The sequence below is a fragment of the Paraburkholderia oxyphila NBRC 105797 genome (assembly GCF_000685075.1).
Taxonomy (GTDB): domain Bacteria; phylum Pseudomonadota; class Gammaproteobacteria; order Burkholderiales; family Burkholderiaceae; genus Paraburkholderia; species Paraburkholderia oxyphila.
In genome coordinates this window covers 52404-72520 of sequence record NZ_BAYD01000030.1, presented here as the reverse complement: position 1 = coordinate 72520, position 20117 = coordinate 52404, and the positions used below count along the sequence as shown (strand labels likewise).

17 protein-coding genes are annotated in these 20117 nt (G+C 65.3%); 6 read left to right on the top strand and 11 right to left on the bottom strand.

Annotated elements, in window-relative coordinates:
• Positions 1 to 116: 116 nt before the first annotated feature.
• From BO1_RS19910 to BO1_RS19900, 3 genes are read left to right on the top strand one after another with little or no spacing between them, the layout of a single operon-like run.
• Positions 117 to 1334 (top strand): cyclic nucleotide-binding domain-containing protein, encoded by a 1218-nt coding sequence (locus tag BO1_RS19910; RefSeq protein WP_028219058.1) that lies wholly within the window; start codon positions 117 to 119, stop codon positions 1332 to 1334.
• Positions 1335 to 1343: 9 nt separating this feature from the next.
• Entirely contained in the window at positions 1344 to 2159 is an 816-nt protein-coding gene (locus BO1_RS51880; protein ID WP_043285526.1) for a flagellar motor protein, read from the top strand.
• Between the two features lie 57 nt (positions 2160 to 2216).
• Positions 2217 to 2864, top strand: a complete 648-nt coding sequence (locus BO1_RS19900) for an OmpA/MotB family protein (RefSeq protein ID WP_028219057.1) — start codon at positions 2217 to 2219, stop codon at positions 2862 to 2864.
• A 22-nt stretch (positions 2865 to 2886) separates the two neighbouring features.
• Here the strand turns inward: BO1_RS19900 and hydA are convergent, their stop codons facing one another.
• The 5 genes from hydA to BO1_RS19875 all read right to left on the bottom strand — a co-directional run bounded on the left by hydA (position 2887) and on the right by BO1_RS19875 (position 10394).
• The gene (gene hydA / locus BO1_RS19895) at positions 2887 to 4344 is read right to left on the bottom strand and encodes a dihydropyrimidinase (RefSeq protein ID WP_028219056.1); all 1458 of its coding nucleotides are present in this window, start codon (positions 4342 to 4344) and stop codon (positions 2887 to 2889) included.
• A 325-nt stretch (positions 4345 to 4669) separates the two neighbouring features.
• Positions 4670 to 6187 carry an NCS1 family nucleobase:cation symporter-1 gene (locus BO1_RS19890; RefSeq protein WP_028219055.1) on the bottom strand — a complete coding sequence of 506 codons (1518 nt, stop codon included), beginning with the start codon at positions 6185 to 6187 and terminating at the stop codon, positions 4670 to 4672.
• Positions 6188 to 6233: 46 nt separating this feature from the next.
• Positions 6234 to 7511: an NAD-dependent dihydropyrimidine dehydrogenase subunit PreA gene (gene preA, locus BO1_RS19885; protein ID WP_028219054.1), complete on the bottom strand. Its 1278-nt coding sequence runs from the start codon at positions 7509 to 7511 to the stop codon at positions 6234 to 6236.
• 107 nt (positions 7512 to 7618) lie between these two features.
• Positions 7619 to 9004, bottom strand: a complete 1386-nt coding sequence (locus tag BO1_RS19880) for an NAD(P)-dependent oxidoreductase (protein WP_028219053.1) — start codon at positions 9002 to 9004, stop codon at positions 7619 to 7621.
• 124 nt (positions 9005 to 9128) lie between these two features.
• On the bottom strand, positions 9129 to 10394 hold the full coding sequence (locus BO1_RS19875) for a Zn-dependent hydrolase (protein WP_028219052.1): 1266 nt from the start codon (positions 10392 to 10394) through the stop codon (positions 9129 to 9131).
• A gap of 386 nt (positions 10395 to 10780) precedes the next feature.
• Between BO1_RS19875 and BO1_RS19870 the strand changes: the two genes are divergently transcribed.
• Positions 10781 to 11455, top strand: coding sequence for a TetR/AcrR family transcriptional regulator (locus BO1_RS19870; RefSeq protein ID WP_245643849.1), 675 nt, complete (start codon positions 10781 to 10783; stop codon positions 11453 to 11455).
• Positions 11456 to 11502: 47 nt separating this feature from the next.
• On the opposite strand, the gene BO1_RS19865 is transcribed toward BO1_RS19870, so the two are convergent.
• Positions 11503 to 12669 carry a PDDEXK nuclease domain-containing protein gene (locus tag BO1_RS19865; RefSeq protein ID WP_043285524.1) on the bottom strand — a complete coding sequence of 389 codons (1167 nt, stop codon included), beginning with the start codon at positions 12667 to 12669 and terminating at the stop codon, positions 11503 to 11505.
• Between the two features lie 299 nt (positions 12670 to 12968).
• Positions 12969 to 13451 carry an Lrp/AsnC family transcriptional regulator gene (locus BO1_RS19860; protein WP_028219049.1) on the bottom strand — a complete coding sequence of 161 codons (483 nt, stop codon included), beginning with the start codon at positions 13449 to 13451 and terminating at the stop codon, positions 12969 to 12971.
• A gap of 381 nt (positions 13452 to 13832) precedes the next feature.
• Here BO1_RS19860 and BO1_RS19855 point away from each other — a divergent pair, with 381 nt between their 5' ends.
• Entirely contained in the window at positions 13833 to 14465 is a 633-nt protein-coding gene (locus BO1_RS19855; protein ID WP_028219048.1) for a LysE family translocator, read from the top strand.
• Between the two features lie 115 nt (positions 14466 to 14580).
• On the opposite strand, the gene BO1_RS51875 is transcribed toward BO1_RS19855, so the two are convergent.
• From BO1_RS51875 to BO1_RS19840, 3 genes are all read right to left on the bottom strand, one after another.
• Positions 14581 to 15696 (bottom strand): DUF2242 domain-containing protein, encoded by a 1116-nt coding sequence (locus BO1_RS51875; protein ID WP_245643847.1) that lies wholly within the window; start codon positions 15694 to 15696, stop codon positions 14581 to 14583.
• Positions 15697 to 16141: 445 nt separating this feature from the next.
• Positions 16142 to 17515 (bottom strand): APC family permease, encoded by a 1374-nt coding sequence (locus BO1_RS19845; protein ID WP_028219047.1) that lies wholly within the window; start codon positions 17513 to 17515, stop codon positions 16142 to 16144.
• A 201-nt stretch (positions 17516 to 17716) separates the two neighbouring features.
• Positions 17717 to 18550 carry a carbon-nitrogen hydrolase family protein gene (locus BO1_RS19840; protein ID WP_028219046.1) on the bottom strand — a complete coding sequence of 278 codons (834 nt, stop codon included), beginning with the start codon at positions 18548 to 18550 and terminating at the stop codon, positions 17717 to 17719.
• Between the two features lie 176 nt (positions 18551 to 18726).
• On the opposite strand from BO1_RS19840, the gene BO1_RS19835 reads away from it, so the two are divergent.
• On the top strand, positions 18727 to 19590 hold the full coding sequence (locus BO1_RS19835; RefSeq protein ID WP_028219045.1) for a helix-turn-helix transcriptional regulator: 864 nt from the start codon (positions 18727 to 18729) through the stop codon (positions 19588 to 19590).
• Between the two features lie 77 nt (positions 19591 to 19667).
• Here BO1_RS19835 and BO1_RS57715 read toward each other — a convergent pair whose 3' ends face one another.
• Positions 19668 to 20087 carry a rubredoxin gene (locus BO1_RS57715; protein WP_084688056.1) on the bottom strand — a complete coding sequence of 140 codons (420 nt, stop codon included), beginning with the start codon at positions 20085 to 20087 and terminating at the stop codon, positions 19668 to 19670.
• Between the last annotated feature and the right edge of the window lie 30 nt (positions 20088 to 20117).

Here is a 20117-nt window from a genome sequence, read left to right as displayed (position 1 = left end):
GAACCCCCACTCGCAAGCCGTAAACGGCAATGACGAGAGACCCCGTTTGACCGCGCCGGCGTAGACCGGCCAGCTTACGGGATCGAAAAGAAAGACATCCGCTACGGGGTATTACCTTGAATCGCAGTCAAACATGGTCGCGCACCGCCGCGCCGGGCGAAGTGATCTATTCGGAGGGCTTCGCGGGTGAGCGCGTGCTCTTCGTCATCGCCGAAGGAAAAGTCGAAATCTCCACGCGTTGCGACGAAAAGCGGGTCGTGACCGCAACGCTCGGCCGAGGCGAATTCTTCGGGGAAAGCGCATTGCTGGGAACCGAGCCGCGCCCGAGCACCGCCAAGGCGCTGACGTTTTGCCAGTTGACCGTCGTGCCCGCGAGCATCATCGAAGACGAGCTCGAACGCGTTACGCCGCTCCTGCGCCACGTCTTGCGCACGATGATCCGCCGCACGAAGGCCAAGGACGATCTGCTCGCCACCTACACGCACGCCGACTTCCTGCCGGGCATTCTCTCGTATGCCCATGTGCTCTCGCTGCTTGCAGGCACCGAGCGTGCCGAGCGCGGCGAGGGGAAGGGCGGCTGGCCGCGCCAGGGTGTGGCAACGGGCGAGGTCAGCGTGGCATTGGCCGAGGTCGTGCAGAAGTGCCGCGCCGTGGCGGGGCATTCGCGCCCGCACGTGATGGCGATGCTGCGCCGCATGGAAAAGCTCAATCTCGTCGTGATCGAGGCGGGCCAGGCGTCTTCGAATCTGGCCGGCGGGAATGCTGGCGAAGGCGCGCTGGGCCGCCAGGTCGTCACGTTCGATCCCGTTCGTATCGTGGAGCGCGCCTCGCTGGTCGCCGATCACGACCTCGACGTCTCGATCAACAGCGAACTCGAACTGATCGAACTCGCCGACCTCGAAGCGCTGATCGGCGTCGAGCGCAAGCTGCTGCTCAACAAGCTTTCGCACGACGAGATCGCCGAGGAGCTGTTCGCATTCAGAAAGTCGAAGGTGCTCAATTTCGTCGAGCAGAAGGGCGTGTCGTATTTCACGCAACGCGCGAAGCGCGGATCGGGCGAGCTCAACGCGCTCGACGACCTGTTGTTCGTCGATCAGCGCACGCTGTTCGAGGCCGTCAATTCGCTCGATAGCTACGACCTCGCCAAGCTGCTTGCCACGCTCGAAGACAAGGCGGTTTCCGAGCGCCTGCTCTCGGTGATGTCGGAGACGCGCAAGAACGAGGTCTCGTGGCTCATGCGGCGCGAAATCAAAGCCGATCCGGTGGAGATCGAGGCGATCGAGCAGCGTCTTGTCGGCGCGGTGCGCGAGATCAAGACGAAGGGCGCGCAGTAAGGGGGGCGTATGGATCTGTCGACTTTATTCGGAGTCCTGCTGGGTGGCGCGGCCGTCGCGATCGGCTTTGCGCTCGAAGGTGGGCAGTTCACCTCGCTGCTGCAGCCCGAGGCGCTGCTGGTCGTGCTGGGCGGCACGCTGGCCGCCGTGATGATCCAGAACCCGTGGGCGCGCTTCTTCGACGCGGTCCTGCGCCTGCGCACGGTGTTCGTGCGCGCGCAGCAGGTGGACGAAACGAGTCTCGCCGCCGTGCTGGAATGGGGCGACCAGGCCAAGCTCAACGGCCTGCTCGCGTTCGAGTCGATGGACTGGCGCGGCATTCATCCGTTTGCGCGGCGCGGGCTCGAACTGCTGGCAAGCGGCGTCTCGACCGCCGTGCTCGAAGATGCGCTCAATCGCGAGCTGGAAGCGTATGGACGCACGCATCTGGCGGCCGCGCGCGTCTGGCAGCAGGCGGGCGGTTATGCGCCGACCTTCGGCATTCTGGGCTCGGTGCTGGGCCTCATCCAGGTGACTTCGCATCTGGTCGAGCCTTCGCAGCTGGGGCAGGGCATCGCGGTGGCGTTCGTCGCCACGCTCTACGGACTCGCGCTGGCCAATCTCGTGTTCCTGCCGCTCTACGGCAAGATGCGCACGCACATCGAAAGCGAACTGCGGCTGCGCAAGCTCTATCTGGACGGCTTGCTCGCCATTTCGCGCAAGGAAACGCCGCATACGATCGCGACGCGGCTCGCAGGCGAAGTGGGGGGGCGCGGGGCCGGCGTGCCCGGCGAGGCGAACGCGTGGTCGCGGCAAGGCGCGCCCGCAAACGCGCCCGTAAACTGAGAACGTAGCGCGCTTTCCCCCATGAAGATCTCATCCGAAAGCCGGCCGGCGCATGACATGCTCTTGAGCGCCTTTGACCGCGAAGAGGACGAAGGCGGCGAGCAGTCCGGCCGCTGGCTGCTCTCCTACGCGGATCTCATCACCACGATGATGGTGCTGTTCCTCGCGCTCTACGCGATGCAACTCGCGAAGCACAGCGAACAGGCGATCCGTACGCAGTCGCTGGCGGCGCAAGCGCAGGCCGCCTCCGCGCCGGCCGCGAGGCCGCAGGCCGCCGCAAGCGCGTTGCTCGCGTCGCTCGACCCGCTGCGCGAGCGCGGCGAGATCACGATCGTGCCGGTGGCGCACGGCGTGGAAATCGGCATCAACGCGAAGATCCTCTTCAACGCCGGCGACGCGGCGCTGCTGCCCGATTCGTTCGGCGTGCTGAGCCGCATCGCGCGCGTGCTGGCGCAGGTGCCCAACGGCAACATCCTCGTCGAAGGGCACACCGATAGCACGCCGATCGCGAACGCGCGCTATGCGTCGAACTGGGAGCTTTCTTCGGCGCGCGCGGGGGCCGTCGTGCGCTATCTGGTCGAGCGGGGCGTCGAGCCGCATCGGCTTGCCGCGATAGGCCGGGCCGACAACTTTCCGCTGGTTGCCGGCACCGACCCCGCAAGCCGCGCGCTCAACCGGCGCGTGACGATCGTGGTGCAGTATTGACGTTGCTGTCGCGACGGGGCGCTCAGGCGGGCTGATCCCCCTCGCGATGCACCGGCTGCGTCTCCTTCAACTGCTTCGCGAGCCGCGAGGCCTGCAGATAGCCCGGATTCGCGGGCCGCTTCAGATAGCGCCCCGCGCCGCGCCGCGCGCGCAGGTCGCCGTCCGCCCACACGAGTTCCCCTTGCGAGACCGTATGCGTGGGCACGCCACGCACCGTCATGCCTTCGAACACATTGAAGTCCACGTTCTGATGATGCGTCTTCACCGAGATCGTGCGCGTGGCCTCCGGATCCCAGACCACGAGATCCGCGTCCGAGCCCACGGCCACCGCGCCCTTGCGCGGATAGAGGTTGAAGATCTGCGCCGCGTTCGTGGACGTCACGCGCACGAACTCGTTCGGCGTGAGCCGCCCCGTGTTCACGCCCTGATCCCATAGCACGGCCATGCGGTCTTCCACGCCGCCACACCCGTTAGGAATCCGTGTGAAATCATTGCGCCCCATCGCTTTCTGCGAGGCGCAGAACACGCAGTGATCGGTTGCCGTGGTGTGCAGCAGGCCGCCTTGCAGACCGCGCCAGAGCGCGTCGCGATGCTCCTTGGTACGGAACGGCGGGCTCATCACGTGCGCGGCCGCGCGCGTCCAGTCGGGGTCGCGGTACACGGCCTCGTCGATCACGAGATGGCCCGCGAGCACCTCGCCGAACACGCGCTGGCCTTCGGCGCGCGCCCGCGTGATGGCTTCGAGCGCCTCTTTGGCGGAGACGTGCACGATATACACGGGCACGCCCAGCACCTGCGCGATGCGGATCGCACGGTTCGCGGCCTCGCCTTCCACCTCGGGCGGACGCGAGAGCGGATGCGCCTCCGGTCCGGTGAAGCCGCGCGCGAGCAACTGCCGCTGCAGCTGAAACACGAGCTCGCCGTTTTCGGCGTGCACGGTGGGCAGCGCACCCAGCTCGAGCGAGCGCGCGAAGCTGTTCACGAGGACCTCGTCGTCGGCCATGATGGCGTTCTTGTACGCCATGAAGTGCTTGAAGCTCGACACGCCGTGGTCCTGCACGAGCAGGCCCATGTCGCGGTGCACGCTTTCGTCCCACCACGTGACCGCCACGTGAAAGCCGTAATCGGCGGCGGCTTTCTCGGCCCAGCCGCGCCATTCGCGGAACGCGTCCATGAGCGGTTGCTTCGGGCTCGGAATCACGAAGTCGATGATCGACGTCGTGCCGCCCGCCAGACCCGCCGCCGTGCCGCTGAAGAAGTCGTCGCTCGCCGTCGTGCCCATGAAGGGCAGTTCCATGTGCGTATGCGGATCGATGCCGCCCGGCATCACGTATTGGCCGCCCGCGTCCACCACGGTCGCGCCGGCGGGCGCGTCAAGGTTCTCGCCAATCGCCGCTATCGTGCCGTTCTCGCAGAGCACGTCCGCGCGATAGCTCTTGTCCGCGTCGACGACGGTGCCGCCTCGAATCAGGATCGCCATGATGCTATGTCTCCTTCGGTTGTCTGTCCGGGCCAGGGCCTGTTCACGCTAATAACAGGCTCACGAACGTGCCTTTCCGGTCGCAGTGCAAGGAGCACGGCGCGCCGTTTGGCCGAGCCAAACAAGCGACGCGCGACGCCGCAATGCGGCCGGAAAGACACGTTCCCCAATTAACTATTTCCATTCCACGGGCTGGCCGCCAGAAGGGCCGATCGCCGCGTCATGTTCCTCACGAATACGTCGAGTATTCGCTTCGTCGCAATCCTCGCGCTCGGCCCTTCTGGCGGCCAGCGCGAGCCTGTTATTAGCGTGAACAGGCCCTGGCTCATGCACTCGCGATGCTCGGCCTGCGGCTCTTGCTGAGCTTCATCAGCACGCCATAGACGACGGCCGCGATCGCGAGTCCCACGAACCACGCATACGTATAGAGTCCCTTGAACGCGTCGGGCACCGAGGGGAAGGCGTTCGGGAACGCGACGTTCAAAAAGCCCGGCAGATTCGGCAGCACGCCCGCCACCAGCGCGATGACGGCGGCCAGGTTCCAGCCGTTCGAGTAGGCGTATTCGCCGTTTTCCTCAAAGAGCTGCGCAGTGTCGAGCCGCGTGCCGCGAATGAGGAAGTAATCGACCATGAGAATGCCGGCCACCGGCCCGAGCAGCGCCGAATAGCCCACGAGCCACGTGAAGATATAGCCCTGCGTGGTGGCGAGAATCTTCCACGGCATCATCACGACGGCGATGGTGGCCGTGATCAGGCCACCGGCCTTGTACGAGATGCCCTTCGGCCAGAGGCTCGAAAAATCGTAGGCGGGGCCGACCAGGTTCGCCGCGAGATTGCAGCACATGGTATCGAGCGTGAGGATGACGAGCGCGATGCCCACGCCGATGCCTTCCATGCGGCTCGTGAGATCGATGGGGTCCCAGATCGCCTTGCCGTAGATCACGACGGTGGCCGATGTCACCACGACCGAGACCACGGAGAGCAGCGCCATCGGCACCGGCAAGCCCAGCGCCTGGCCCACGAACTGGTCCTTTTGCGTCTTCGCGAAGCGCGTGAAGTCGGGAATGTTGAGTGCGAGCGTAGCCCAGAAGCCCACCATCGCGGTGAGGCTCGGCCAGAAGGTGGCCCAGAACAGCCCGGCCTTCTTGCCGCCCGCCGCGAACTGTGAGGGCTGCGAGAGCATGGAGCCCACGCCGCCCGCCTTCGAGCAGGCCCACCAGACCAGCGCCACGCACATCACGACCTTGATGGGCGCGGACCAGCTTTCGAGCCAGCGGATCGAGTCGGTGCCGTGCAGGATGAAATAGAGTTGCAGCGCCCAGAAGATCAGGAAGCACGCACCCTGGGCGATCGAGATGCCGAGAAACGGCAGCGCGTCGCCTACCAAAGCGTTGTGCGTGAGGATGTTGGCGAGCGTGTAGATCGCGCTGCCGCCGAGCCACGACTGAATGCCGTACCAGCCGCACGCCACGATGGCGCGCAGCATGGCGGGCAGCTTCGCGCCCTGGGTGCCGAACGACGAGCGTACGAGCACCGCATAGGGAATGCCGTATTTCGCGCCGGCATGGCCGATCAGCAGCATCGGCACGAGCACGATCATGTTGCCGAGCAGCACCGTGAGCACGGCCTGCCATGGCGACATGCCCTGCTCGGTGAGCCCGGCCGCGAGCATGTAGGAGGCGATGTTCATCACCATGCCCACCCATAGCGCGCCGAAGTGGTACCAGCGCCACGTGCGCTGCGCGGCGCCCGTGGGCGCGAGGTCGTCGTTGTATAGCTCGCTGGCGCTGCGGCGCGCGCTCGCGTCGCTGTCTACACCACCGCTTGCTGCTGGCTGGCTCATGGTGCGGTTTCTCCGTGACTGCTCGTTTCGGTTGGGATGGTGAGGTTCAGGCCGCCTTCGGATCGGCTACGCGCGCCGGATTGTTCGGATGCGTGGTCCAGTTCGCGTAACGGCCCGAGTCGACGCGCTCCATCGTGATGCATTGGTCGACCGGGCAGACATGCATGCATAAATTGCACCCGACGCAATTCGCATCGACCACCTCGAAGTGGCGCTTGCCGTCGCGCGTGGCCGTGATGGCCTGGTGCGAGGTGTCCTCGCAGGCGATATGGCACAGGCCGCACTGGATGCAGCGGTCCTGGTCGATGCGGGCCTTGATGTCGTAGTTCAGGTTCAGATATTGCCAGTCGGTGACGTTTTGCACGGCGCGGCCGCGAATCGCGTCGAGGTTCGCGTAGCCCTTTTCGTCCATCCAGTTGGAGAGCCCGTCGATCATGTCGTTGACGATTCGGAATCCGTAGTGCATGGCCGCGGTGCACACCTGCACGCTGCCCGCGCCCAGCACCATGAATTCGGCCGCGTCGCGCCAGTCTGAAATGCCGCCGATGCCCGAGATCGGCAGGCCATGGGTTTGCGGGTCGCGCGCGATCTCGGCCACCATGTGCAGCGCGATCGGCTTCGCGGCCGGGCCACAATAGCCGCCGTGCGTGCCCTTGCCGTCCACGGTGGGCAGCGGCGCCATGGCGTCGAGGTCCACGCCCACGATCGAGTTGATGGTGTTGATGAGCGAGACGCCGTCCGCGCCGCCTTTGTGCGCGGCGCGCGCGCCGTGGCGAATGTCGGTCACGTTGGGCGTGAGCTTCACGAGGCAGGGCAGGCGCGTGCCTTCCTTCACCCAGCGCGTGACCATCTCGATGTATTCGGGCACCTGGCCCACCGCCGCGCCCATGCCGCGCTCGCTCATGCCGTGCGGGCAGCCGAAGTTGAGCTCGACGGCGTCGGCGCCGGTGTCTTCCACTAGCGGGAGGATCCATTTCCAGTCTTGCTCGTTGCACGGCACCATCAGCGAGACGATCAGCGCGCGATCGGGCCAGTCGCGCTTCACTTGCGCGATCTCCTTGAGGTTCACGTCGAGCGGCCGGTCGGTGATGAGCTCGATGTTGTTCAGCCCCGCGATGCGCTGGCCGCGCCAGGTGGTGGCGCCGTAGCGCGAGCTCACGTTCACCACGTGCGGGTCGAGCCCGAGTGTTTTCCAGACCACGCCGCCCCAGCCCGCCTCGAAGGCGCGGTTCACGTTGTAGGCCTTGTCGGTGGGCGGCGCGGAAGCGAGCCAGAACGGGTTCGGCGATTCAATACCGGCAATCGTGCAGCGTAGATCGGCCATGATGCGGCTCCTTGTCGATCCGGAGTCAGCGCTCGAGTGCTTGCTCCGGTCCCATGCAACGCATGGGGCGTTCGTTTTATCGGGTGTACGCGTGGTGCTCGCGCGGCTCAAGCCGCTTTCGCCGCCTGCGCGGCGAGATAGCGATCGATCGCGCGCGCGGCGAGCTTGCCGTCCTGCACCGCCTGCACGGTGAGGTCGGTGGCGCCGTGGCCCGCGCAATCGCCGCCTGCCCAGACGCCTTCGAGCGAGGTCGCGCCATCGGCATCCACGGCGATGCGCACGCCGCCATCGGTCAATTGCAGCGCTTCGAGCCCTGCTGGCAGCAGTTTCTGGCCAATCGCCTTGAGCACCATGTCCGCTTCGATGCGCTCGATTTCGCCGGTGCCTTGCAGCGTGCCGTTCGCGTCGAGCGCCGTGCGCTCGAATTCGACGGCCTCGACTCGGCCCGCGCCCATGATCCGAAGCGGCTTCATCCACTCGACGATCGTGACGCCCTGGGTGCGCGCGAATTCCTGCTCGGCCCACGTGGCGCTCATCTGCGCGCTGCCGCGCCGGTAGGCGAGCGTGACGTGCTCGGCGCCGAGCTTGCGGCTTTGCACAGTGGCGTCGATGGCGGTGTTGCCGCCGCCGATCACCACGACGCGGCGGCCCACGGGCAGCGCGGCCAGGTCACGCGCCTCGCGCAGTTCTGCAATGAAATCGACGGCGTCGCGCACGCCTTCGAGCGCTTCGCCTTCGATGCGCAGCGCCTGCGTGCCGCTCAGGCCGATGCCGATGAACACCGCGTCGTAGTTCTCGTGCAGCGCCTCGAGCGTGAAATCGCGGCCCAGTTGCTTGCCTGTTTCGATCGAGATGCCGCCGATGGAGAGCAGCCACTCGACTTCGCGCTGGGCGAAATCGTCGATGGTCTTGTACGCGGCAATGCCATATTCGTTGAGCCCGCCGGGCTTCTCGCGCGCGTCGAACACCGTGACGGTGTGCCCGGCCAGCGCGAGCGTATGCGCGCACGCGAGCCCCGCAGGACCGGCGCCGACCACGGCCACGTGCCGCCCCGTCTCGCTCGTGCGCTTGAAGAGCGGCACTGCGCCTTCAGCCTCGCGCGCCATCTGGAAGTCGGTCGCATGGCGCTGCAACGCGCCAATCTGAACCGGTTCGCCATCCTGATGATTTCGCACGCAGGCGCCTTCGCAGAGGATCTCGGTGGGGCATACGCGCGAGCACATGCCGCCGAGCGGATTGGCGCTCAGGATATCGCGCGCCGCGCCCTTGAGATTGCCGTTGCCGATCTTGCGGATGAAGCTCGGGATATCGATGCCAGTGGGGCAAGCCGCGACGCAAGGCGCGTCGTAGCAGTAATGGCAGCGGTCGGCGGCGACCACCGCGGCGTCGGCGGAAAGGGGCGGCGAGACATCGGCGAAATTGCAGCCGAGTTCCTCTGCGCCAAGGCGTCCTGCAGCGATGCCGTGCGTGGCACGCGAGTTCGAGTGGGACATCCGGATGCTCCTTGCGAGGCAAAACACGGGTCCACCGGCTGCGCGCGGTGCGCGGCAGCCGGTACGTGGGGAAACTGCGGGTTGGCTACGCGGCTCTATGGCCGCTCGTGATGCTCGTGATGCGTTATCCAGGCTCGCACGCGCGTTCGAGCATCGCGTGCAGCAGCACGTTCGCGCCGGCTTCGATCCATTCCTGGGTCGCGTCTTCGACTTCGTTATGGCTGATGCCGTCGATGCACGGCACGAACACCATCGAAGTGGGCGCGACCGTCGCGAGATAGCACGCGTCGTGGCCCGCGCCCGAGACGATGTCGCGGTTCGAATAGCCGAAGCGCTCCGCCGCCGCGCGCACGGACTTCACGCAAGCCTCGTTGAACGGGACCGGCGCGTAATAGAAAATCTGCTCGACCTGGGCTTCGAGCTTGCCTTGCTCCGCGATCTTCGCGATGCCTTCGCGCAACTCGGCGTCCATCTTCGCGAGCACTTCGTCTTCCGGATGGCGGAAGTCGATGGTGAAGAACACGCGGCCCGGAATCACGTTGCGCGAGTTCGGATGCACCTGCATCATGCCGACCGTCGCGCATGCGAGCGGCGCATGGCGCAGGCCGATTTCGTTGACTAGCTGCACCACGCGCGAGGCGCCGAGCAACGCGTCGCGGCGGCGCGGCATGGGCGTGGGGCCCGCGTGCGCCTCCTGGCCCGTGAGCACGACTTCGTACCAGCGCTGGCCTTGCGCATCGGTCACGACGCCTATGGTCTTGTGCTCCGCCTCGAGTATCGGCCCCTGTTCGATGTGCAGTTCGAACGCCGCATGAATCTTGCGCCCGCCGCACGGCAGCTCGCCCGCATAGCCAATGCGCTGCAGCTCTTCGCCGATGGTCTTGCCGTCCACGTCCTTGCGCGAGAGACCGTAATCGAGCGTGAACACGCCCGCGAATACGCCCGACGCCACCATGGCGGGCGCGAAACGCGAGCCTTCCTCGTTGGTCCAGATCACCGTCTCGATGGGGTGCTCGGTCTGGATGCCATGATCGTTGAGCGAGCGGATCACTTCCAGGCCGCCAAGCACGCCGTAGATGCCGTCGAAGCGGCCGCCCGTGGGTTGCGAATCGGCGTGCGAGCCGGTCATCACCGGCGGCAGGTCGTTGTTGCGGCCCGCGCGGCGCATGAAGACGTTGCCCATCTGATCGACGCTCACTGTGCAGCCCGCTTCCTTCGCCCACTTCACGATGAGGTCGCGGCCCTGCTTGTCGAGGTCGGTGAGCGCGAGACGGCAGACGCCGCCTTTCGCGGTCGCGCCTATCTTCGCCATCTCCATGAGGCTGTTCCAGAGACGCTGACCATTCACGTGAATCGCGGTGGTCAGCGCGGCTTCGCTTACTGTGTTCATGCGTGCTCTCCTGTTGAGCATTCGTGCCATCGTCTGGGGCGCATTGCGCTACAAAGGTGCATGCGTCTCGCCGGTGGGTCCACGCCGTTGAACTGCGCTAGTCGAATCCTGTCCGATTGGACAGGTTGTAGCCGATAAACTTCGAGAATTCAATGCGGTGTTACGAGCGAAAAGCGTGCCATCGATGTTGCAGTGCGTGAAACCGCACACACGGCACGCAGGTTTACCCTGAGGCTGGTCATGGGCATACGCACGTTGTGCTTACGCCATGACTACAATGAAACCGGTGTTGCGTGGCGGACAATGCGCGCGATGCCTTTCCATCCTTGAGCGGACCGAACACCATGCGCGACGACGACACGAACACGCCAGCCGCGAACCTTGCAATGCGCACGACCGCGAACGTGCGCGACGACCCTGATGCAACGCACAAGCCGCGCCGCAAGGCGTCGATCCGCGCGTCGAACGAAACGCATCTGCTGGCGTGCGCGGAGGCGGTTTTTGCGGAACGCGGCTTCGAGGGCGCGAGCACGGCGCTGATTGCCGAGCGTGCCGGCTTGCCCAAGGCGAACCTGCATTACTACTTCCCTACGAAGCTCGCGCTCTACTGGCGCGTGCTGGACGATCTGTTCGAGGAATGGAACGCCGCTGCTGACACCTTCGACGCGAGCGACGACCCGGTCGTCGCGATAGGCGGCTACGTGCGCGCGAAGATGGAGCTTTCGCGGCGCCGGCCGCTGGGCTCGAAGGTATGGGCGAACGAGATCATCAGCGGCGCTACGCACATGCAGGACATTTTGCTCAAGCGCGTGAAGCCGTGGATGGAGTCGCGCGTGCAACTGATCGAGCGCTGGATCGGCGAAGGACTGCTCGCGCCGGTGGAGCCGAAGACGTTGCTCTTCATGATCTGGGCGACCACGCAGCATTACGCGGATTTCGAAGCGCAGATTCGCGCGCTCGCGGGCAAGCGCGCGCTTTCCGCTGCGAGCTTCGAGGCTACGACTGAAGAGGTCGTGAAGATGATTCTGCGCGCGAGCGGGGCGCGTTCACCGGATGCGTGAGCTGCGTGGCAAATTTGATATGGATGTCGAACTAACTGGCGATGTGCTCACTCTTCGTCACCAACCCGGTGGGAGTTTGGGCGGGCGGTGTGCCGGGCCTCCCATTCGCGGCGCGTTCGGGCCAACTCTCGGGCTAGCAATTCTTCGTCTGGAAGGACCATATGATATTCGGCCGCGAGCACCTTATTCGGCAGGCCTTCAAGGGCATATCGTGCGACCGCAGTATTGGTTCGAGCACAAAGTATTAGCCCTACCGGTGGATTTTCACCCGGAAGCGTCCATTGGTCCTTTGCGTAGTTGCAGTACATGTGCATCTGGCCCACATCCGCGTGATTGAGTTCAGTTAGCTTGAGATCGATGATGACGAGGCATCGCAAGCGCCGATGAAAAAACAACAAGTCGACGCGAAACCAGCTGTCACCGATTCGCAGGCGTCGCTGGCGGCCCACAAATGCGAAGTCGCTGCCGAGTTCGAGCAGAAAATCTTCGAGCCGGTGGATCAGTGCTTCCTCGAGCTGCGTCTCGGAATATTCGTCTTTCAAGTCGAGGAATTCGAGAACGTACGGATCCTTGATTGCTTCTTCGGGCGTGACGATGTCGCCACGCTGCGCGATGCTGCCCTTTTCGAGCATCGCGCGCTTGTTTTGAGACATCAGCGTGCGAGTGTAGAACTGGCTGTCAATCTGCCGACCCAGCTGGCGCACGCTCCAACCACCGCGCAAGGCCTCGGCTTCGTAAAAGCGACGCTCTTCAGGCGAACGCGTGCGCCTCAGCAGGTAGACGTAATGTGTCCATGAAAGCGGAAAGGCCTCGGCCAGATGCTGGAGCGAAAAAATCCGAATCGGTGATTCGGATTTTTTCGCCGGCGTATTCGCGACAGATTTCCCAATCACCGATTCGGAAATCACTGCGGGGGGGTAGTTCTGGAAGAGCAGACGCATCAGTTCGAGGTTATCAACCCCGAAGCCGCGTCCGAACCTTGTGGTCAGGTCGGCGGACAAGCGCTGGAGGAGCGCATGTCCATACGTCGCGCGATTCTTTCCAGCTTGCTCTGATTCGACGATGCGACGGCCGATCTGCCAATATGTCGCGGTCATCAGCGTATTGACGCTGCGCGCCGCGGCCTGTCGACCCTGTTCGAGCAGTGCGACCACGTCGCCGAGGGTGTTGCGATAGTCGCCCTCAGGCAAGGGAATATCGTTTGTTGGTTTCATTCGGTGTCTATCTCCCAAGACGCCCGCTGGCGGCGACTTTGGTATAAAGCGGACGCGTTTGCGTCATAACCCGGCGTATGTTTACGAGGTGCCGCGACCGCCTACCTCAGTTCCTCCAGGAGCGACAGTCAATCGGGCCGTCCTTGTCGATTGTTCATTTGCCTTCGCGAACACGTAGCCTACCGCGATGAGCCTTTTCGCCGTCAAGGGGAGATTGTCTTACTCGTCGTCAGCTCGTAGCCTACACAAGCCGCCCGATGCATCGGGATGGGCGCAATTGCTGTGGAAGGCAACATGGCTCACACCTGCATCGACGCCACGTCCTTCATGCAGCGCAGTGCGAACATCGAGCGGCTGTGCCGGATGCTCGAAATGCGATAGAGCTTTTCGCGCAGGAAGCGCTCGTAGCCCGCGGTGCCGTCCACGGCCACCTTGATCCAGTAGTCGTATTCGCCGGAGACGAGATACGCCTCCAGCACCTCGGGCAGCGCCGCGAGTTCCGCGCCGAAGCGCGCGAGCGCGTCGTCTTCGTGGCGGTCGAGCGTGACCTCGAGAATCACGATATCGGCGAAACCCAGCTTGCGCTGGTTCACGAGCGCGACATAGCCGTCGATGTAGCCGTCGGCTTCGAGCTGGCGCGTGCGGTTCCAGCACGCCGTGGTCGACATGCCCACCTGCTCGGCCAGCTCGGCGTTGGAAAGGCGGGCGTTTTGCTGGAGCGCGCGCAGGATCTTGCGGTCGTGGTTGTCGAGCGTTTTGGGCGGGCGTTCGCGGGTGCTCATGATGAATGGAATTCTCTACAGGAAATCGCCATTCTAGCGGAATAAGATTCCGCAATGAGGGGCCTTTTACCCCAAAACAGGAAGCCTTTACCGGCCCATCCCCGGTATATTTTCCACATGCCTTCTTGTCCGGCACGACCCACGCGGCCACCTCCCCGCGCTGGGGTGCGCCGCCGCAGCCACGAGCCGCGGTGGACCGTCTGAGCCGGTTTCCGTTGCACCCTGCGGCGGCCATCGGGCGTTGCGCGCGTTCATCACGCAGCCAGCGACGTCCGATCGGGCAGATGGCATTTGAAACCGCGCCTCGAGCGCGGTTTTTTGTTGCCGGTTTTTGATCCTCAAGCGCCGTCCGTCACCACGTTTTCGCCCGAACTCCCAGAAATGCCGCTCCAGCTGTATTTGTCGTTTCTCGCCGCCGCGCTGGTCCTCGTCTACACCCCCGGTCCCGTCAACGTCCTCACGATGAGCCACGCGCTGCACGCCGGCTGGCGCCGCGCGCTGCCTTGCGTCTGGGGCGGCACGCTCGCGGTTTTGCTGCAGCTCGTCTTCACTGCCCTCTGCCTGAATTCGCTGCTCCTCATTAGTGAGCACTCACTCACGGTGCTGCGCTGGGTGGGCGCGGCCTATCTCGTCTGGCTCGGCTGCAAGCAATGGCGCAGCCGCACGCTCGGGGGCGAGTCCGGTAACGAGCCCGCGGAGCAGGCGCTCACTTCCCGGCGGGATCTGTTCTGGCGCGGGTTTGCCACCTCGGGGCTCAATCCCAAGACCTTGCTGTTCTTTCCGTCGTTCTTTCCGCAGTTCATCAGCGCGGATGCGTCCTGGAGCGCGAACCGGCAGTACCTCGTGCTGGCGGCGACGTTCGCGCTGGTGTTCGCGGGCGGCGTGGCGTCGATGGCGCTGTTCTCGCACCGGTTGCGCCATGTGCTTCAGCGGCCTCGGCGCCTGCGCGCGGTCAACCGGCTGATGGGCGGTTTGCTGGTGGGGATGGGTGCGATGATGGCGGGCTTGCGCTAGGCGCGCCGCACGTCTGGCTCGTGAGGCATGCACCGCATGCCCGGGCGGGCATCCGGACCGTGTGTGCTGGCGCTGCAGATCGGTGTGCGCGGGTGGGCGCAGAGTGGGCGCTTACTTAGTGCGTCGTGGCTGCGGCCGGTGCGGCGTTCGAGGCGGGCGCGCTGACCGCTCCCGACGCGCTGGCCGCCGCGACGTTTTGCGTACCGCCGGCGGGTGCCGGCGAGGAAGTGGCCGTCCCCGAATTCGCAACGCTCGTGGGCGCCGCAGCGATGGTGACGGGTGCGGCAGCCGATGCCGCAGCGGGCTGCGCGGCCGCCTGAACCGCGGCAGCGCCAGGGGCCGGTGCAGCCGCTTGAGTTGTGGAAGCGCCCGAGGCCGGTGCAGCCGCTTGAGTTGCGGCAGCGCCCGAGGCCGGCACGGCAGCCGCACCCGGCTGCGCGGCACGATTGGCCCCGGCAGGCGCACTCGCGGCGTCGGGCGTCGCCGGGCTCGTCGCCGCAGCGGGTGCCGATGCAGCCGGCGGCGGCAAGACCGGCGTGAGCAGCGTCGCCTCCGAGGCCGGCGACGCCGGGAAGACTGCGTGCACGCCGCTAGCCGCGGCAGCGGGCACCGCCGTTTGCGTACCTGGCACGGGCGTCGCGGGCGGCACGGCGGGGTGCAGCACTGCCACCCCAGTGGCCGCTGCCGCAGGCGCCGCGGAAGCGCCCGGGGCCGCCGTGTTCATCAGCGCCGGGTCCGGCTCCAGCGGCGGCGGCAACGGCGTGGACTTGATATCGCCGCTGCCCGGCACCGGCTCGCTGCGCGCGACCGTGTTCAGATAGCGCCCCACCAGATCGAAGAAGCGCTTGTAGAACGCGTCCGACTGGATCGTCTGGCTCGAGACCTTCACCATTTCGTCGGTGTTCGAGTGGATCGGCAGCGAGACCGACCCGAGAATCGACAGCCCCACGCTTGCCGACGTCGCACTCTTCTTGAGCGCATAGCCGTTTTGCACGGCATTCACGTACACCATGCTCGTGTTCGTTGCGTCGGCGGGGGTGCAGACCACATGCACCTCCACGACGATATGCTGGTCGATCGTCGGCTGGAAGTTCTTGGTGGCGTCGACGGTGTCGTTGTGCGTCATCGTCGTCATGTAGCCCTGGCTCAGCAACGCGCGGCGCGAGGCCTCACAGGCATCGGTGCTGGCGTAGTTGAAGCCGTGCGAGAACGGGCTCGGGGCGCTGCTCAACAGCTGGTCGTCTTGAAACGCGGGTTTGGTCGACGAGCAGGCACTGAGGGCGGCGGCGAGCGAAATCAGCAGGAACGGGGCAACTCTAGAAAAACGGGGCATGGTGCGTACTAACGAGGCGACGAACGTGCCTGCAAATCGGAGGACGGCATGCATTGTAGTTCGGTTCGGGTCCGCGTGACCGAACGCTTGTTTCATCCCGACCCCGCAATCGGGCAATCGCGCAACCGTGCAGGCCGTTGCGCGGCACATGCGACGCGCCCGTGCGTCTGGAGATTACGGTTCGCGCGTGTGTACGCGATTCGCAGGTACAAAAAAATCGGGCTTCCGCGCGAAGCGAAAGCCCGATTCGATCCCACCGTACGCGGCAGCTAGCAGAGCGGCATGGCCACTCAGACTCACACTCGCGCTCTCTGCGCGAGTGGCTGCCGCCACGCAGTCTTTCTTACACAGCCATTTCCGGCGGCGCGCGACGGAAGCAGCGCGTGATCCAGCCGAGATACGCGAGGCCCAGCACGAACCAGATCACGCCGAGCACGATCGCGGTCTTCTCGAGGCTGACCAGCAACCAGATGTCGGTGATGGCGCCAAGCAGCGGGAACACGATGCCGCCGAGCACGCCGAAGCCTTGCGTGCCGGGCGCGCGGCTCAGGTACTGACGGATCACGCAGAGGTTCACCGAGGTGAACGCGAGGAACGCGCCGAAGTTGATGAACGAGGTGGACGTGGCCACGTCGAGCTTCAGCGCGATCAGGCCAACTGCGCCGGCAATCGCGATGTTGATGGCGGGCGTGCGAAAGCGCGGGTGAATGAAGCCGAAGATCGACTTGGGCAGCACTTCGTCGCGGCCCATCGCGTAGAGCAGACGGCCCACGCTCGCTTGCGCCGAGATGCCGGAGGCGAACTGCGCGAGGATCAGGCCGGCAAGGAAGATCGTCACGAAGATGTCACCGCCCACTTTGCGTGCGATTTCGAACGCGGCCGAATCGGGGTCCTTGAACACGGCGCCCGGATGCGCGAGCTGCAGCGTGTACGCGGCGATCACGAAGATCGCGCCGCCCACCAGCGCGATCAGCACGATGGCGCGCGGGATGTTCTTTTCCGGCTCGATGGTTTCTTCGGTGAGCGTGGAAACGGCGTCGAAGCCGAGATACGAATACGCGGCGATAGCGGCGCCGGCCATCGTGGCCGACAGCGGCACGTGCGGCTGGAAGAACGGCTGCGCGGCGATGAGGCCGCCTGGGCCCGCTGCTGCCTCGGCATAGTGCAGGCACAGCACGACGAACATGGCGGTAATGCCGAGCTGCACGATCATCAGCACGATGTTGAAGCGCGCGGCGAGCTCGATGCCGACAATGTTCAGCGCGCTCGTGAGCACGATGAACGCGACGATCCAGATCCACGTGGGCACGTGCGGGAAGGCCGCGTTCAGGTAGGCCGCGCCGATCAGCCAGATCACCATCGGCAGGAAGAAGTAGTCGAGCAGCGTGGCCCAGCCGATCATGAAGCCCAGATGCGCGTTGAAGCTCTTGCGCGTGTAGGTGTAGGCGGAACCCGCCACCGGGAACAGGCGCGCGAGTTTGCCGTAGCTGAGCGCCGTGAACACGATCGCGATGAGCGCGATGAGATAGGCGAGCGCGGCGGTGTCCTGGCTTGCGCCGGCGAGCACGCCGTAGGTGCCGTAGACGATCAGCGGCGCCATGTAGGCGAGGCCGAACAGAAGCACGGAGGGCAGGCCGAGCGTGCGCTTGAGATGCGGTTCGCGTGCGCCGCTTGAACCGTTCGTGCCGCTTGTGGCCGGCGTTGAGGAAGGCTTCATGATGCAGTTGTCTCCTGGATACTGCGGTTTGGTCTGCGCGGGCTTTTTAAGGCCTGCCTTGCGGCGTGGCCGGGCGAAGCCCGCACGCGAGCGTGCGGCCCCAGCAGCAGGGCAGCGCGCGCCTCGTGAGCGTCAATCTTTTTTTTGTTGTTATGTCTGCGAGCGCAGCCCTCGCGAGCGCTGCGTCGCCGATACAGCGGGTTAGCGGGTAGAGCGGGGACGGATGTGGAGCGAGCGGCGCCCTTGCGCGTTGTTTTCGTCAGCGAGATTCAGCGCGATGCGGGCGTCGTGCACGTAGCTGTAGTGCTCGCGGCTTTGCGCAAGCAGCGCGCGGTCCACCGTGACGGGCAGGACCGCGTCTTCGCTCTTGAGCTCGGCCAGCACGTCGCCGAACGGGCTGATCAGCGCGGATTCGCCGGGGAACGTGAGGTTGTCGTCGCCGTCGCCCGTGCGGTTCACGAGCGCCGCGAACGCCTGGTTCTCCATCGCGCGCGCGACAATGGCGCGGCGATGCACGGGGCCGAACGGATCCATGTTGCCGTTCGTGACGACCATCATCTCGGCGCCGAGCATGCCGAGCGCACGCGCGGTCTCGGGAAACTCGATGTCGTAGCAGATCAGGAGGCCAACGGTCATGCCCTTGAATTCGCAGACCTCGAAGCGATCGCCGGGCGTGAACACGCCCACGTCGGTGGCCCACAGGTGCGTCTTGCGATAGCGCAGCGCAATTTCGCCGCGCTCGTCGATCAGGACCGTCGTATTGTAGAAACTCTGGCCGTCGCGCTCGGCAAGGCCCACAGCCACGGCCACGCTGGCCTGGCGCGCGGCGTCGCGCACAGCGCTGAGCGAGGGGCCGGAGAGCGTCTCGGCCACGTCGCGCACGTTCTCGCGCGTGGGAAAGCCGGTCAGCGTGGCTTCGGGGAACACCATCAGGTCGGTGCCCGCACGGCGCTTGCCGATGGCGTCGAGCGTGCGCGCGAGGTTGGGCGCGACAACGCCGTCGACGAGAGGGATCTGCGCGAGTTCGAGTTGCATACTTGTCTCCGTGCTCCGGTCCCATGGCGCCTTGTGCGGGTTCCATGGGCCTCGATTTTCGGGCTCGCGGGCAGCCGGACTGGATAATTGGCCGCGCAAGCTTCAGGAGCGGCTATTATCACCACGTTATTTTTGAAGAGAAATTACCCTGCAGGGTTACCCTGCCCGGAGGAACGATGGAACCCGACTGGCAGGACCGCGCATTCCATCACCATATCGCGACGCTGATCGACGCCCTCGACGGCCCCGATTTCTGGACCCGCATGACGCGCGTGATCGAGCGCTTCGTCGCCTTCGACAACTGGGTCGCGCTCGTCTTCATACGCGATCGCGCGCCGCTCGTCTGCGCCGAGTCGCCGATGCCCGACGGCACCGTGGATCTCTTGTTCCGCGCGTATCTGGAGGGGATGTACCAGCTCGATCCGTTCTATATCAACGCATGCGAAAGGCCGCGCGCGGGGCTCGTCACGCTCGCCGAAGTCGCGCCCGACAACTTCCGCATGACGGACTACTACCAGCGCTATTTCAAGAGCAACATCATCGGCGACGAGGTGCAGTTCAATCTCCCGCTCGATGCGCGCCGCACGCTGATTATCTCGCTCGGTGCAAAGCACCATTACACGGAGCGCGACATTGCGATGTTCGCGATGTTCGCGCCATGGGTGATGGCGTTGATGCGGCAGCGGCTGCCCTATGAGCCGCTTGCCGCGCCGCAAGCGGCGGAAGCTGCTGAGGGTGAGCCGCAGTCCGAGGCCGTCGCGGCGAGCGAGGCCGCGCCGGGCGCACGAGACGTGGATTACGCGAGCCGCTTCGAAGCGGTGGCGCGGCAAAGCGGCCGCACGGCGCTCACGGCGCGCGAGATCGAGGTGGTGCGCCAGAGTCTTTCCGGATTCTCGACGCGCGCGATTGCCGAGCGGCTCGAAATCTCGTTCGAGACCGTGCGTGCGCACAAGAAGCACATTTACGCGAAGCTCGGCGTTAGTTCGCAGTCTGAACTATTTGCGCTTTTCTATGAGCCGAATGGGCGCGAAGGGGCGTAAGGCAGGGCGCGAATGGGCGAGCGCATAACGTGCGCGTGAATGAGCACGCATGCAGGTGCTCATGCGCGGCAAACGCTTTAGAACTCGACCAGCGCGAAATCTTCCTTGCCCACGTCGCACAGCGGGCAGCGCCAGTCGTCGGGCACGTCGGCCCAGCGCGTGCCGGGTGCGAGGCCGTCGTCGGGGGCGCCGGCCGCTTCGTCGTACACCCAGCCGCAGATCACGCAGACCCATTGCTTGAGGCCCTGGTCGGCGGGTGCCGGGCTGGCGAAGGCGTCGGCGGCCGTGCCGTCGGCAGCCGACGGCACGCGCGGTGTGTCGAGCGCCACGAGGAGCGGCGCCGAGGTGCTCTCGCGCGCGGCAAGCTTCGTTTGCAGCGTTTCGAGCAGCGCGGCGGCTTCTTCAGCGGTGAGGTCAATCCAGTAGGGATCGCCTGCGCCGTCGTTCAGGCGCTCAGGTGAGAACTGGATTTCGAGGGCGACGCCTTTCTTGTACATAAGCGAAAACGGGGTAGAGCGGGCGTCCCG